Consider the following 16,859-nt stretch of genomic DNA (forward strand, 5'->3'; position numbering starts at 1 on the left):
ATGCTGCAGCGGCAGGAGCAGCTGCGGGCGGCCGGTGGCCCGACCGCGGACACGCCTGCCCCCCCGCCGAAGCCCGAGAACGCGGCGAAGGCCCCGAAGCAGCCGTCGAACATCGTCACCTTCGCGGATGTCGAGCGGAGGAACGCGCAGGATTCCTCCGGCGCCGACTCCAACGGCTCCGCGCGGCGCGATGGCGGCGGTTCGGGGAGCGGTGCCTCCGGGGCGAAGTCCCGCGACGGGTCCACCGGCAGCCACACGCAGGTGGAGTCGGCGCCGACGGGTGACAAGCCGTCTGCCGACACGGCGGCGCCCAAGCCGGAGGCGGAGCACTTCCCCGGCGAGGGGCACCTGGTGACCGACAGCGCTGCCGAGACCCAGCGGAAGACCGACCAGGCCGCGCGGGACGCGCAGGCGAAGAAGCCCTCGACGGCGGAGCAGGCGCCCGCCGTCCCGCCCGGCGGCGATCGCCTCGGCGGGAAGGACGGTACGAAGGCCGGCGACACACCCGACGCGGGCGCCCGGGACCGCCGGAACGAGCACGCCGAACAGCGCCGGAAGGACTACGAGGCGTCCCCGGAGGGCCAGGCCAAGGCCGAGGAGCGGGCTCGGCAGGCCCGGGAGGCCCAGGAGGCCCGGGAGGCCGCAGCGAAGGAGGCCGAGCAGCGGGCGGCGAGGGCGGAGGCCCGGAAGCTGCTGCTGCAGGACCTCCGGGACAAGTCGGGCAGAGAGACCGTCGGCCTGGTCGCGAAGGCCGAGAACGCGGCGCCCAAGCCTCCGACGCTGGTCCTCCGCCCCGGGGCCGCCGACAGCAGCAGCCCCGGCAGGTCTGGGGACGCGGACTCCGGTCCGTTCTCGGGTCCGGGTCGTGAGTTGGGTGCGGGGGGTGAGGCGGCGCGTTCGGACATTGCGAAGCAGTTCCTGGAGTCGCAGGCGCGGAAGCGGGCGGCCGGTGGGCCGACGGCGGATACGCCTGCGCCGTTGAGGCCGGAGGGTGCGGGGAGTCCTGAGTCCGGTGAGGGGCCGGTTCCGTTCTCGGGTCCGGGTCGTGATCTGGGTGCGGGGGGTGAGGCGGCGCGTTCGGATGTGGCGAAGTCGGTCCTGGAGTCGCAGGCGCGGAAGCGGGCGACGGGTGCTCCGACGGCGGATACGCCTGCGCCGTTGAGGCCGGAGGGTGCGGGGAGTCCCGAGTCCGGTGAGGGGCCGGTTCCGTTCCCGGGTCTGGGTCGTGATCTGGGTGCGGGGGGTGAGGCGGCGCGTTCGGATGTGGCGAAGCAGTTCCTGGAGTCGCAGGCGCGGCGGCGGGCGGCGGGTGTGCCGACGGCGGATACGCCTGCGCCGTTGAGGCCTGAGGGTGCGGGGAGTCCCGAGTCCGGTGAGGGGCCGGTTCCGTTCTCGGGTCTGGGCCATGACCTGGGTGCGGGGGGTGAGGCGGCGCGTTCGGACATTGCGAAGTCCATCCTGGAGCGGCAGGCGCAGCTGCGGGCGGCCGGCGGTCCGACGGCGGATACGCCTGCCCCGATGAAGCCCGAAGGCGCGGGGAAGACCCCGAAGCGGTCGAGCATCGTCACCTTCGACGAGGTCAAGCGCAGGGAGCAGGACGCGGCGGACTCCGCCGCGGAGTCCAACGGCGCCCCGCGGCGGGACGGCGGCGGTGTCGGGGCGGGCACCGGCGGTCTGTCGACCCGAGGCCGGTCCACGGGCAGTGAGACGCAGGTGGAGCCCGCACCGACCGATGACGAGCAGTCGGGGGACGAGCGTTCGGGGGACGGCCCGGACCGGACACCGGAGTCGAAGAGCTTCTCCGACGAGGGCTACCAGCTGACGGACGGCGCCGACGAGATCCAGCGGAAGGCCGATCAGGCCGCGCAGGAGGCGCAGGCGAGGAGGCGGCCGGCCGCGGAGCAGCCGCCCGCCGTCCTGTCCGGCGGCGAGCGCCTGGGAGGGAAGGACGGCACGCGGGGCGCCGTCACGCCCGACAAGGCCGCCCGGGAGCGGCAGTACGCCCTGGCCGATCAGCGGCGGGCGGAGTACGAGGCGTCCCCGGAGGGCCTGGCCAAGGTCGAGGAGCGGGCCCGGGAGGTCCGGGAGGCCCAGGAGGCCGCGGCGAAGATCGCCGAGCGGCAGGCGAAGGCCGAGGAGCAGAAGGCGGCGCGGGAGGAGGCCTGGCAGCTGCTGCTGCAGGACCTCCGGGACAAGTCGGGTGGTGGCTCGGGCGAGTCCGGGAACCCGACGCTGCGTGAGGCGAGGAGCCGGGTCGCCCGTCGTGCCAGGGAGATCGAGGCGCAGGACGACGGCGGGGTCCAGACCGTCGGCGGGCGTGGCTCCCGGATGTCCGCCGATGCGGCGGCCACCCGGGCCTGGCACGAGCTGGCGTCCGAACTCGGCATTCAGGTCGCGTCGTTGCGCGACCGCAAGCTGATGCCGGACGCCGCGGACACGCCGCTCGCCCCCGCGGTGCGGCCCGTCCCCGTGCTGCCGCTCAGGGAACCCCCGGTCGCCGACGCCGGGAAGGCCGCGGCTGCACCCGCCAAGGACAAGGCCAAGGACAAGGCCAAGAGCAAGGCCAAGGACAAGAACGAATCATCGGTTGCGCGGGATGAGGCGGCCCAGGAGGAGGCCTGGAAGCTGCTGTTGCAGGAGGGCAGGGACAAGCAGGTCGATGCGTCGGGCGAATCGGAGCATCTGACGCTGCGTGAGGCTCAGGCGTGGGTGTCCCGTCGTGCCGAGGAGATCGTGGCGCAGGGCGAGGGGACCGCCGGACCGGGCTCCCGGATGTCCGGCAACCTGGCGACCGCGAGGGCCTGGCGTGAGCTGATGGCCCAACTCGGCGTCCCCGTCAAGCCGAGTGCCGTCGAGTCGTCGAGCCGCGGTACCCGGACGCAGCAGCTCCGCGACCCGGCGGTCCCGACCGCTCCGGTCCAGGGCACCGTCGCCACGTCCGGCACGACCTCCCACCCCGAGGTGGAGGAATCGGATGCCAGGTGGTCGGCGTCGCAGGCACCGCCGTTCCTGCCGGTGCCGCCGGGCATGCGGCAGAAGTCGGACAGCGACGCCGAGGACGAGAGCGACGGCTGGGGTTCCGAGCCGGAGGGTGCGGGCACGTCGGCTCCGGTGGCGCAGCCTCCCGCGAGGCTGGTCGCGCCGTTCCTGCCGGTGCCGCCGGGCATGCGGCAGAAGTCGGACAGCGACGCCGAGGACGAGAGCGACGGCTGGGGTTCCGATTCAGGTGGCCAGGGGTCGTCGGCCCCGGCGGCACGGTCGACCGCGCAGCCTCCCGCGAGGCCGGTCGTGCAGACGGCCGTCCAGCCTGCCGTGACGCAGGCCGCGCCGGCACTGGTGCAGCTGCCCGCTGTCGACACCCTGGACCTCGGCGGGCAGACGCAGTCCTCGGAGTCGTCCTCTCCGGTGGACGAGCCGCCCCTGCTGGACCTTCCGGAGCTGCGGGACGAGCCGCCGATCGAGGGTCCGTTCACGGCCGGTGAGCTGTGGCGCGAAGGGGACCACCTGCCGGAGTTCATCCTGTACAACGGTGCTGAGGGGATGGTGTGGGACGACCGGGTGACGGACGAGCCCACCGATGCCCAACTGGACCGGATGGCCGCGGTCTTCGACCGGGCGGCCGAGCAGGTCGCCCAGCGGTTGGGGCGGATCGTCGAGCGCGCCCAGCAGGTCCTGGCGGACGGCGGGGCCGGGCGGGAGGCAGCCGAAACGCTGCTGGCCACGCACGAGCTGCTCACCGGTGACGGCTGGGCGCCCGCCTACGTCAGCGAGTTCCTGCGGTTGCAGATGCTGTTCCGGGCCAGTGACGTGCCCGAGCGGTTCCCGCAGGAGCTCGTCGCCTGGCCCAACGGCGACGAGTTCGCCCTCGCCGACTCCGCCACACTGCCGGCTCCCGGCGAGCTGTGGGGCGAGGGCGGAACGCTGCGCGGTCGGGACGGCGCCTCCATGCGGTTCTACGACTGGCTCGACACGGCGGAGGTGGGCGGGAACAGGAGCCACCTCTACGGCTGGGGTGAGGGGCAGGCGGGCGCTTCGGTCTCACGGGACTCGATGCAGGCGAAGCTCCTGCTGGGCTACTCCCGTGTTCCGGCCGGCCGGCACATCGGTGACGAGTACTTCTGGCTGAACGGGTTCGCGTGGCGGTTGGAGGAGGCCCACGGCTTCAGGATCGAGGTCAACGGGAATAGCGTCTACGGCTTCTTCTACGATCCCGGCTATCTGCGCAGCGTGGTCGCCCAGCACGTCTTCACCTACGAGCTGCTGCGCACCGTCCGGATGCCCCGGGTCGACCAGGCGACGGGGACGATCCAGCTGATCCGGCTGGAGCAGCGCGAGGTGCTGGCGAACCTGGACGAGCCCTACGCCCCCGACGAGACCAGGCGGAACCACCAGACGGTCAGCATCCAGCGTGGTCCGGCCGAGTCCTTCAGCATCCTGAACCCCTACAAGGACCCCACGAACGGCGTCTTCTGGCTGACGACGCAGACCGTCCCGATCCAACGGGTGTTCGGAACCTACCTCCAGACCAGGATGGACGGCACTCGCGAGACGTCGCTCTACCTCGGCGAGGACGAGTTCCTCACCATGGTCACCGACCGGGAGGTGGAGTGCTGGGGCGAGGGCCGGCCCCCGGTCACCGAGGAGGAGCTCCGGGTCCACCGCGCCACACTGGCGGCGCAGTCGGCCGCACCGCCCGTCACCGTCGGAGGGGTGGCGGGCCAGGCCGGGGCGACGGTGCCGGCCGCGGAGACCGGACAGGTCTGGTCGGAGTCGCAGGCTCCGCCGACGGATTCGGAGGACGAGTGGAGCACCGGGTCGACCCCCGGTTCGCCGGTCGTCGCACCGCAGCAGGCGCAGGACCAGACGGAGGTCCAGCCGGCTCCGCTGCCGGTCGCGCAGGAGGTGGTGCCGCAGGGGCGGGCGTTCCACGCCGATCTGCTGTGGCGTCCCGAGGACCGGCTGCCGGATGTCGTGCTGTTCGACGGCAACTACTGGATGGTGTGGGGCGACCAGCCCTGGGAAGAACCGGACGACGACCGGCTGGGGGTCGCGGCGGACGAGTACGCGCAGGCCGCCGAGGAGATCGCCGCCCGGTTGGAGCAGATCGTCGCGCAGGCCGAACAGGTCGTCGCGCAGGCCGAACAGGCCGGGCCGGTCGTTCCGGCCGAGCCGGTCGTGCAGGGCGGCGGGGCCCAACCGGCGCCCGGAGCGGCCGACCTGGCGGCCGCCCGGACGCTGCTGGCCACGCACCAGCTGCTCACGGACGACGGCTGGTCGCCCGTGTACGTCAGCGAGTTCCTGTACCTGCAGATGTCCCTGCGGGACAGCAACGTGCCCGAGAGCTTCCCGCCGCGGCTGGTCGAGATGCCGCCGCGGATGGAGAACGGTGCCCAGGTGGGGCACCGGAGCCTGGTCGCTCCCGGTGCGGGGCAGGACGCGGTCCACGGCGGGTCGCTGCGCGGTCCGGACGGTGCCTCCGGCCGCTTCTACACGTGGTTGGGCGCGGCGCCGCGGAACGGGGAGCCGGCCCACGTCGAGAGCTGGGGGGCCGCCCAGGCCTATGGTTCGTGGACCGCCGAACCGGCCGTGGCGAAGCTGATGTTCGGCCGGTTCCGCTCCGAGAACCTGACGGCCGGCTACTACTGGGCGCCCACCCTGAGCGAGTTCCTGGCGAAGATCGCCCACCGCGACGAACCCGACATCATCCGCTACCCCCAGTCCCTGCTGCGCAGCCTGGTCGCCCAGCACGTCTTCACCTACGAGATGCTGAAGGCCGTCGAGCTGCCGAACGTGGACCGCGAGCGCGGCACGGTCAAGCTGATCCGGCTGGAGAACCGGCTGCACGTCGACCCGGAGAACCCGGACCTCCCGCACCCCGACGACTTCACGGACCCGGAGTCCGTGCCGAACCCCGGCCCCGAGATCCCCTTGGTCCTCCAGCGCGGGGCGGCCGAGTCGTTCAGCCTGCTGGAGGCGTTCAAGGACCCGAAGCAGCCTCAGGGCGACGGCAGGGAGTTCTATGTGACGGTCCAGGAGGTCCCGATCCACCGGGTCTTCGGGACCTATGTGCAGGGCCGGTTCACCGAGCCCGACCGGACGCTGTTCTACGGCGAGGACGAGTTCGTGGTGATGGCGGCCGGGACCCAGGCCCTGTACCGCGGTACGGACGTGCCGCTCACACCGGCACAGCGGGTCGAGGCGCTGGCCGAGCAGCTCGCGGGGCAGGGTCTGGAGGGTGGGCAGAATCCGCCTCTTGCTCCGCCGTTGGTGGAGGCGGTGGGGGGTCCGGTGTCGGTGGTGGCGCCGGGTGCGGGTGCGGGTTCGGTGTTGTTGCCGGCGGAGGCGTGGGCGGGGGTGCGGTCGTTCGCGGAGCCTGCGCGGATGTCGACGACGCGTTTCGATCCGTTGGTGGCGGGTCAGGCGAATGGTGGGGTGATTGCGGGTCCGGGGCTTCCCGGGCAGTTCGAGGGCAGGACGCCGGGTGGGTCGCGGCCGTTGGGTGATCTGACGGGTGCGATGACGCGGATCGATTATGACGTGCGGCATTTCGAGGTGCGGCCGGGTCAGTGGGTGCGGGAGTTCACGCTGCGGTTGGACGTGGGGGCGCAGGACGGTTCGGTGGTGTCCGCGGAGCAGGTGGACGCGGTGTGGGCCGGTGCGGTGGCCGCGGTGGATCAGCATGTGAACGGGCGGTTCAGGCTGTCGGACGGGTCGCAGTTCCATCTGCGGTTGGAGCGGGCCGAAAGTGCTGCGGATGCGCATCAGAGTGTGAAGGTGGCTCCGGGCAGGGGTCGGAGCAACCAGCTGCTGTGGCACGCGGAGAGCGCCCCCGGCGTTCTGGTGCACGAGGTGATGCACTTCCTCGGTCTGCCGGACGAGTACGCGGAGCGGACGATGGCGCTGCGGCGCCGGGACCGGTTCGCGGGTGAGCCGGGCGTGATGGGTTCGGCCGCGTACCGGGACGACTTCGAGGTGCTGCCGCGGCACATCCAGCGCATCGAGGACGTCCTGGCCTCGGGTCCGGTGGTCCGTGACCTGACGTTCGGCCGGTACCAGGCCCTCGCGGCGAACCCCGGTGCCATCACAACCCCGGTGCCCTCCCGCTCCGGGGTCGAGAACCCGGACGCCAGGCGGCCGGCACCGCAGGCTCCGTCGTTCCTGCCGATGCCGAAGGGCATGCGGCAGGATTCGGACGACGAGGATGCGGGCGACGGTTGGAGTTCCGAGTCGGACGGCGAGGGGTCGTCGGCCCCGGTGACACAGCCGACCACGCAGCCGGCCGTACAGCCCGCCGTGCAGCCTTCCGTGACGCAGGCCGCGCCGACAGCGGTGGTGCTGCCGCCGATCGGCACCCTGGACCTCGGCGCGCAGACGCCTCCCTCGGAGCCGGCCTCTCCGGTGGACGAGCCGCCCCTGCTGGACCTTCCGGAGCTGCGGGACGAGCCGCCGATCACGGAGGACTTCACGGCCGGTGAGCTGTGGCGCGACGGGGACCACCTGCCGCACTTCATCCTGTACAACGGGTTCGAGGGGATGGTGTGGGACGACCGGGTGACGGGCGAGCCCACCGTGGCCCAGCTGGACCGGATGGCCGCGGTCTTCGACCGGGCGGCCGAGCAGGTCGCCCGTCGGCTGGAGCGGATCGTCGAGCGCGCCCAGGCGGTCCCGGCGGGCGCCGGGGCCGCGCGGGAGGCGGCCGAAACGCTGCTGGCCACGCACCAGCTGCTCAGCGATGACGGTTGGGCGCCCGCCTACATCAGCGAGTTCCTGCGGCTGCAGATGCTGTTCCGTACCAGCGGCGTGCCGGCGAAGTTCCCGCCGGAGCTCGTCGCCTGGCCCGCCGGACGGGAGTTCGCCCTCGTCGATCCCGCCAGCCCCCCGGTACCGGGAGCCCGGATCAACCAAGGGGGGTCGATGTTCGGCCGGGAGGGCGCCTCCATGGCGTTCTACGACTGGCTCGACACGGCGGCGGTGGGCGGCAACAGGCAGCGCCTCTACAACTGGGGTGTGGCACAGGCGGGCACCTCGTCCTCGCGGGAGTCGCTGGGGGCGAAGGCCCTGTTGGCGCACTTCCGCAACCCGGACAGGCTGCACCCGGACGACGCGTACTTCTGGCTGCACGGCCTGAACGACCGGGTGCGGGAGACCCACGACTTCAGGATCGAGGGCAAGAAGTTCGACTCCTACCTGCTGGGCTACGACCCCGGCTACCTGCGCAGCGTGGCCGCCCAGCACGTCTTCACCTACGAGATGCTGCGGACCGTCCCGATGCCCCGGGTGGACCGGGAGGCGGGGACGATCCGGCTGATCCGGCTGGAGCGGCGCGAGGTCCTGGAGGACAGGTACACCCCCGACGAGACCGGGACGAACCACGAGATGATCGCGATCCAGCGCGGTCCGGCCGAGTCCTTCAGCCTGCTGAACCCCTACGCGGACCTCGCGGGCGGCCAGTTCTGGCTCACCACGCAGACCGTCCCGATCCAGCGGGTGTTCGGGACCCACCTCCAGACCAGGATGGAGGACGGTCGCGAGACGTCGCTCTACCTCGGCGAGGACGAGTTCCTCACCATGGTCACGGACCGGGAGGTGGAGTGCTGGGGTACGGACCAGCCTCCCGTCACCCCTCAGGAGCTCCAGGCCCACGGCGCCGTGCTCGCGGCGCAGGCGGTCGTGCCGCCCGCCGTGGTGGAGGAGCCGGCGGAGGAGGCCGCGGAGCCCGCACCCCCGTGGGTGGCCCCGCAGGCTCCGCCCTCGGCCACGGACGACGATTCGGACGACAACTGGAGCACCGGGTCGACCCCCGGTTCGCCGGTCGTCACCGCGAGCGGGCCGGTGGCCCAGCAGGCTCCGGCGCCGACCGAGCAGGAGTCGGCGTCTGAGCCGTCCTCTCCCGTGCTCCTGCCGCTCGTGCTGGACCTTCCGGCGTTCGTGGTCGAGCCGCTGCCCGCGGATTCGTTCCGGGCCGACGAGCTGTGGCGCGCAGGCGACCACCTGCCGTCGCTCACGCTGTTCGACGGCGTCAGCCCACTGGTCTGGGACGACCGGCTGGCGGGCCGGGACGGCGACGAACTGATGACCGGGATGGCAGCGGTCCACCAGCACGCAGTCGACGGGATCACCGGTCGGCTGGCACAGATCGTCGAGCGGGCCCAGCAGGACGCGGCCACCAACCCCGCCGCCCGAAGGCTGGTGGACACGCACCAGCTGCTCACGGACGACGGCTGGTCGCCCGTGTACGTCAGCGAGTTCCTTTTCCTGCAGATGGCCCTGCGGGAGAGCGGTGTGGTCCGGAGCTTCCCGGAGCGCCTGGTCGAGAGGCCGCCGACGATGGAGAACGGCGCCCAGCGGGGCCGCCGCAACCTGGTCGCCGTCGACGCACCGGAGGAGGCGGTCGAGGGCGGGCCGCTGAGGGGTACGGGCGGGTCGTCCGACCTCTTCTACCAGTGGCTGGACGGGCGGGAGGGGGCGTCGGGCTTCATCGACGGCTGGGGGGACCAGCAGGCCAGCAGTTCCTGGACCGCCCAGTCGGCCCTGGCGAAGCTGCTGTACGCCTACTTCCGGTCCGGCGGGGACCTGGAGTCGACCTACCGCTGGGGCAACCTCGGGCTGGGCGGCGTCCTCCAGGGCATCACAGACGTGCGCGGGGGTCCCCACTACGTCAACTACGGCCCGGCCGACCTGCGCGCCGTGGTCGCCCAGCACGTGTTCACCTACGAGCTGCTGACGTCCGTCGAGCTGCCGAACGTGGACCAGGCGAACGGCACGGTCCGGCTGATCCGGTTGGAGAACCGGCGGCACGTGGACGACGACAACCCGGGGCTTCCGGACCCCGGGACCCACCCCGTCCCCGCCACCGGCCCCGCCCCCGGCAGCGGGATCGTGCTGGACCTCAGGCGCGGGGCGGCCGAGTCGTTCAGCCTGCTGGTGCCCTACAAGGACCCGCAGGATCCCCAGGCCAACGGCGGGCCGTTCTACGTGACGGTCCAGGACGTCCCGATCCACCGGGTCTTCGGGACCCACCTGCAGAGCCGTCCCAGCAGCCTCGACCGGTCGCTGTACCACGGCGAGGACGAGTTCCTGGTGATGTCGGCCGGTTTCCCGGCGGTCTACTGGGGCACGACGGTGCCGCGCACGCCTGCCGAGCAGGAGCTTGCGGCCTTGGCCGAGCAGCTCGCGGGACAGGATTTGACGGAGAGTCAGAATCCTTCTTCCGCTCCGCCGTTGGTGGAGGCGGTGGGGGGTCCGGTGTCGGTGGTGGCGCCGGGTGAGGGTCCGGGTGCGGGTTCGGTGTTGTTGCCGGCGGAGGCGTGGGCGGGGGTGCGGTCGTTCGCGGAGCCTGCGCGGATGTCGACGACGCGTTTCGATCCGTTGGTGGCGGGTCAGGCGAATGGTGGGGTGATTGCGGGCCCGGGGCTTCCCGGGCAGTTCGAGGGCAGGACGCCGGGTGGGTCGCGGCCGTTGGGTGATCTGACGGGTGCGATGACGCGGATCGACTATGACGTGCGGCATTTCGAGGTGCGGCCGGGGCAGTGGGTGCGGGAGTTCACGCTGCGGTTGGATCTGCGGGCGCAGGACGGTTCGGTGGTGTCCGCGGAGCAGGTGGACGCGGTGTGGGCCGGTGCGGTGGCCGCGGTGGATCAGCATGTGAACGGCCGGTTCAGGCTGTCGGACGGGTCGCAGTTCCATCTGCGGTTGGAGCGGGCCGAAAGTGCTGCGGATGCGCATCAGAGTGTGAAGGTGGCTCCGGGCAGGGGTCGGAGCAACCAGCTGCTGTGGCACGCGGAGAGCGCCCCCGGCGTTCTGGTGCACGAGGTGATGCACTTCCTCGGTCTGCCGGACGAGTACGCGGAGCGGACGATGGCGCTGCGGCGCCGGGAGCGGTTCGCGGGTGAGTCGGGTGTGATGGGTTCGGCCGCGTACCGCGACGACTTCGAGGTGCTGCCGCGGCACATCCAGCGCATCGAGGACGTCCTGGCCTCGGGTCCGGTGGTCCGTGACCTGACGTTCGGCCGGTACCAGGCCCTCGCGGCGAACCCCGGTGCCACCACAACCCCGGTGCCCTCCCGATCCGGGGTCGAGAACCCGGACGCCAGGCGGCCGGCACCGCAGGCTCCGTCGTTCCTGCCGATGCCGAAGGGCATGCGGCAGGATTCGGACGACGAGGAGGCGGGCGACGGTTGGAGTTCCGAGTCGGACGGCGAGGGGTCGTCGGCCCCGGTCGTGCAGGCGCCCGCGACCCAGGCGCCCGCGACCCAGACTCCCGTCACCCAGACGCCCGCTACTCAGACTCCCGCTACCGTGTGGACTCCCGCCGCTCAGGCCGGGCAGCTGCCGCAGGTCGAGACCCTGGACATCGGGGCTCAGACGCCGCCTTCGGAGCAGTCGTCCCCCGTTCTCCCGCCGGTGCTGCTGCTGGACCTTCCACCACTCGTACACGAACCGTCGATCGCGGAACCGTTCACGGCCGCCGAGCTGTGGCGGGACGGCGACCGCCTGCCGACGTTCATCCTGTTCGACGGCGTCGAGGGGATGGTGTGGGACGACCGCCTGGAGGGTGAACCCGACGACGTCCAGCTGAACCGGATGGCGGAGGTGTACAACCGGGCGGCCGAGCAGGCCGCGCTTCGGTTGGGCCTGATCGTCGAGCGTGCCCGGCAGGTCGTGGCGGACGGCGGCGACCGGCGGGAGGCCGCCGAAACGCTGCTGGCCACGCACCAGCTGCTCAGCGACGACGGTTGGACGCCCGCCTACATCAGCGAGTTCCTGCGGCAGCAGATGCTGTTCCGCGACAGCGCCGTGCCGAGGAACTTCCCGCGGGAACTCGTCGCCTGGCCCGTCGGTGAGACGTACTTCCTCGTCGATCCCACCGCGCCTCCGGCGCTTGGAGCCGACGTCGTCCAGGGGGGATCGATGGTCGGCCCGCAGGGCGCCTCCATGACGTTCTACGACTGGCTCGACACGGCGGCGGTGGGCGGCAACAGGCAGTACCTCTACAACTGGGGTGTGGCGCAGTCAGGCACCTCGGCCTCGCGGGAGTCGCTGGAGGCGAAGGTCCTGCTCGCCCACTTCCGCAATCCGGAGCACCGGCACATCGGTGACGAGTACTTCTGGCTGAACGGCTTCGAGCACCGGCTGAAGGCGACCCCCGGCTTCCAGGTGGAGATCGGCAGGCGCGACGTCTTCGGGTTCACCTACCAACCCGCCTATCTGCGCACCGTGGCCGCCCAGCACGTCTTCACCTACGAGATGCTGCGCACCGTCCCGATGCCCCGGGTGAACCGGGACGCGGGGACGATCGACCTGATCCGGCTGGAGCAGCGCAGCGTGCTGCGGGAACTGCCCGAGCCCTATCACCCCGGCGATGCCGGGACGAACCGCCAGCCGATCAACATCCAGCGTGGTGCGGCCGAGTCCTACAGTCTCCTGAACCCCTACAAGGATCTTGTGGGCGGCGACTTCTGGCTCACCACGCAGACCGTCCCGATCCACCGGGTGTTCGGGACCCACCTCCAGACCAGGATGGACGAGGTGGAGGGCGAGACCTCGCTCTACCTCGGCGAGGACGAGTTCCTCACCATGGTCACCGACCGGGACGTGGAGTGCTGGGGCGAGGACCGGCCCGCGGTCACCGAGCAGGAGCTCCAGACCTACCGTGACACGCTCGCAGCGCAGCAGGCCGCGGCCGACGCCGCCGAACAGGCGGCCGGCCACGCCGCGGAGAACGAGGCGGCGCAGACCCCGGAAGCCTGGTCGGAGTCGCAGGCGCCGCCCAGTGATTCGGACGACGACTGGAGCACCGGGTCGACCCCCGCTTCGCCGGTCCTCACCTCGCAGCAGTACGTGCCCCAGGTGCTGACGACCGGGGCCTCGAACGCCGACGCGCAGACGGCGCACTCGCAGCCGTCCTCCCCGGTGCTCCCGCCGCTCGTGCTGGACCTTCCGGCGTTCGTGGTCGAGCCGCTGCCCGCGGATTCGTTCCGGGCCGACGAGCTGTGGCGCGAGGGGGACCACCTGCCGTCGCTCACACTGCTCAACGGCGTCGAGGCACTGGTCTGGGACGACCTGTTGTCCGACCTCGCGGAGGGCCACGTGGTGGACGGCATGGTGATGGTCCACGACCACGTGGCCGACGGGATCGCCCGCCGACTGGCGCAGATCGTCGAGCGCGCCGGGCAGGAGGCGGACGGCAACGCCGCCGCCCGGAGGCTGGTGGACACGTACGAGCTGCTCAGTGCGGACGGCTGGTCACCCGTGTACATCAGCGAGTTCCTGTACCTGCAGATGTCCATGCGGGCCGACGGCGTGTTCGCGGACCTCCCGGAGCGCCTGGTCGAGCGGCCGCCGACCTTCGACAACGGCGTCGAGGTGACGCGCCGCAGCCTGGTCGCCCCCGGCGGGGGGCTGGTGGAGGGCGGGCCGCTGCGGGGCGAGAACGGGGTGTCCGACACCTTCTACCAGTGGCTGGACCAGCAACCGGGGACGTCGGGCTTCATCGACGGCTGGGGAGCCTCGCAGGCCAGCAGCTCCTGGAAGGCCCATCCGGCTCTCGCGAAGCTGCTCTACGCCCACTTCCGCTCCGGAGGGAACCTGGACTCGACCTACTACTGGGGCTTCTCCGAGCTGAGCGGCGTCCTGCAGAACATCACAGACGTGCGCGGGGGTCCCCACTACGTCAACTACGGCCCGACCGACCTGCGCGCCGTGGTCGCCCAGCACGTGTTCACCTACGAGCTGCTGACGACCGTCGAACTGCCGAACGTGGACCAGGCGAACGGCACGGTCCGGCTGATCCGGTTGGAGAACCGGCGGCACGTGGACGACGACAACCCGGGGCTTCCGAACCCCGGGACCCACCCCGTCCCCGCCACCGGCCCCGCCCCCGGCAACGGGATCGTGCTGGACCTCAGGCGCGGGGCGGCCGAGTCGTTCAGCCTGCTGGTGCCCTACAAGGACCCGCAGGACCCCCAGGCCAACGGCGGGCCGTTCTACGTGACGGTCCAGGACGTCCCGATCCAGCGGGTCTTCGGGACCCACCTGCAGAGCCGTCCCACCGCCCTCGACGAGTCGCTGTACCACGGCGAGGACGAGTTCCTGGTGATGTCGGCCGGTTTCCCGGCGGTCTACTGGGGCACGACGGTGCCGCGCACGCCTGCCGAGCAGGAGCTTGCGGCCTTGGCCGAGCAGCTCGCGGGACAGGGTCTGGAGGGTGGGCAGAACCCGCCGTTCGCTCCGCCGTTGGTGGAGGCGGTGGGAGGTCCGGTGTCGGTGGTGGCGCCGGGTGCGGGTGCGGGTGCCGGTGTGGTGTTGTTGCCGGCGGAGGCGTGGGCGGGGGTGCGGTCGTTCGCGGAGCCTGCGCGGATGTCGACGACGCGTTTCGATCCGTTGGTGGCGGGTCAGGCGGGTGGTGGGGTGGTTGCGGGTCCGGGGCTGCCCGGGCAGTTCGAGGGCAGGACGCCGGGTGGGTCGCGGCCGTTGGGTGATCTGACGGGGGCGATGACGCGGATCGATTATGACGTGCGGCATTTCGAGGTGCGGCCGGGTCGGTGGGTGCGGGAGTTCACGCTGCGGTTGGATGTGGGGGCGCAGGACGGTTCGGTGGTGTCCGCGGAGCAGGTGGACGCGGTCTGGGCCGGTGCGGTGGCCGCGGTGGATCAGCATGTGAACGGGCGGTTCAGGCTGTCGGACGGGTCGCAGTTCCATCTGCGGTTGGAGCGGGCCGAGGGTGTGGCGGATGCGCATCAGAGTGTGAAGGTGGCTCCGGGTAAGGGGCGGAGCAACCAGCTGCTGTGGCATGCGGAGAGTGCGCCGGGTGTGCTGGTGCACGAGGTGATGCACTTCCTCGGTCTGCCGGACGAGTACGCGGAGCAGGCGATGGCGCTGCGGCGCCGGGACCGGTTCGCGGGTGAGCCGGGTGTGATGGGTTCGGCCGCGTACCGGGATGACTTCGAGGTGCTGCCCCGGCACATCCAGCGCATCGAGGACGTGCTCCGCTCCGGACCGGTCGTTCGCGAACTCTCCTTCGACCAGTACCGGAACGCCTCGGCGAACCCCGCCCCCACGACCACCACGCCACGTGCCGTCGACGCCGTGTCCACGCCGAATCCCGCTCACCACGCATCGCAGGCACCAACCGTGACGGTGTATCAGACAGAGCTGCAACAGCAGCCGAAGCCGCACCCGGAGCCGCTGCCGTCGCAGGCCGCCGTGCCGCTGCCGGTCGCGGAGATCGCGGCCCGCGAGCGCACCGTCCTCCAGGACGGGCTGACCATCGAGGGGCAGCCCTTCGAGGCCCTCACCGTGCCCGGTGACGGCGACTGCCTCTTCACGTCCCTGCTGGTCAGCGTGAACCGCCAGTTCGGCGAGTGGGAGTACCAGCACCTGGACACCGCCGGGCTGCGCGATGCCGTCCTGCAGTGGTACCGGGGACCGGACGGCGCCGCCCAGCGGGAGCTCATCGACGAGTGGGGGCAGTCGGTCCTGGACATGCTGATCGCGGACCTGACGCCGCAGGCGCTCTGGCGCGTGATGGGTCAGACGGGAGAGCTGCCCGCCGGCCTGGACGCGTCCGCCCTGATCGAGAACTTCGGCAGCCCCGTGCTGACCGACCTCGCGAACGGGTCCTGGGAACGCCTTCTCTGGGAGCGTCCGGGACTGGCCCAGCCGGTGGTGCTGGACCCGAGCCCGCATCCGCAGTTCCTGGACCCGCAGCGACTGGCAGGCATGCGGCCGAGCGAGGCGGTCGATCTGGCCATCCGCAACCGGGTGCTCTGGAACACGCCCCTCTTCGACGAGGTGCCCCGGATCGCGGCCGGTGCGCTGGGCTTCAACCTCGGTGTCCTCAACGGTGCCGGGCAGTTCTCCAGCTACCTGGCGGACTCCGACCGCCGCACGGTGATGCTCTATCGCCAGGGCTACGAGGGGGCGCACTTCTCGGCGCTGCGGCCCGTCCCGCAGGCGACCCAGACGATCCAGGCGACCCAGGCGGAACTGCCGCCGCTGCCCGAGCCGCCGGCACCGGTACCGGTACCGACGCAGGCACAGGTGCCTGCACCCACGCAGCAACCGACACCGGAACCGACGCCTGAACTGGCACCGGCGCCGACGCAGACACCGACACCGACACCGGCACCGGCAGCGGCCCAGGGGGCCGTGCCGGCGGCGGAGGTCCCGCTCGTCGAGAAGGCGAAGGAAGCGCCGCTGCCCGCGCCGCCGACGCGGCTCACCGACCCCGCCGTCGGCCAACTCAGCGGAGGCGACCGGGTCCTGCCGATACCGGGCCACGCCGATCGGGTGGTGGAGGAGGTCGTCACCGCCCTCACCGCCCTCCCCGCGCTGCTCCCCGCGGACCTGCTGGAGAAGCACGGCAAGGCCCGGGACGAGGCGGCCGCGGCCAAGCAGGGGCACCGGGCGGAGCCGCAGTCGGCGCAGGCCAAGGAGCGGTCGGACAAGGCCGAGGAGCGGTTCGGCAAGGCCGAGGAGCAGCTGGCCGCGGCCCGCGAGCAGCTGGCCCGGTCGGTCAGGGAACAGCTCTCCGGCGCGCTGAACCTCGACGCCCTGCAGCCCGTGCTGTCGGCGATGACCCAGGGCGAGCGCCTCGCACTGCCGTTCGAGCTCGTCGGCTGGAAGGGCGACATCCAGGTCTCCGCCCGGGTCACCAGCGCCACGACCACCGGGGCGTACAAGAAGTTCGAGTTCGAGGACGGCAGCGACTCCTTCGCCACCGCCGGGTCCTTCAGCGAGGGCCGCCGACGGCTCGGCGCAGGCCTGCTGATGGGGGGCAAGTTCGCCCCGAACGCCCCCGACACCAGCATGACCGGACAGGTCGGGGTGGTGAGCGACCGCAGCAAGGCCGGTTCCTC

At 72.0% G+C, this 16,859-nt stretch carries 1 protein-coding gene (cut by a window edge); it reads left to right on the forward strand.

From position 1 onward, the window contains the following. On the forward strand, window positions 1-16,859 hold the 5' portion of the coding sequence (locus ACFVVX_RS07825; RefSeq protein WP_387942591.1) for a toxin glutamine deamidase domain-containing protein. Its footprint extends 12,121 nt past the window's final position; only the first 16,859 of its 28,980 coding nucleotides appear in the window; the start codon lies at window positions 1-3; the stop codon falls past the right edge of the window.

It is taken from the genome of Kitasatospora sp. NPDC058170, from assembly GCF_042883905.1.
Lineage (GTDB): Bacteria > Actinomycetota > Actinomycetes > Streptomycetales > Streptomycetaceae > Kitasatospora.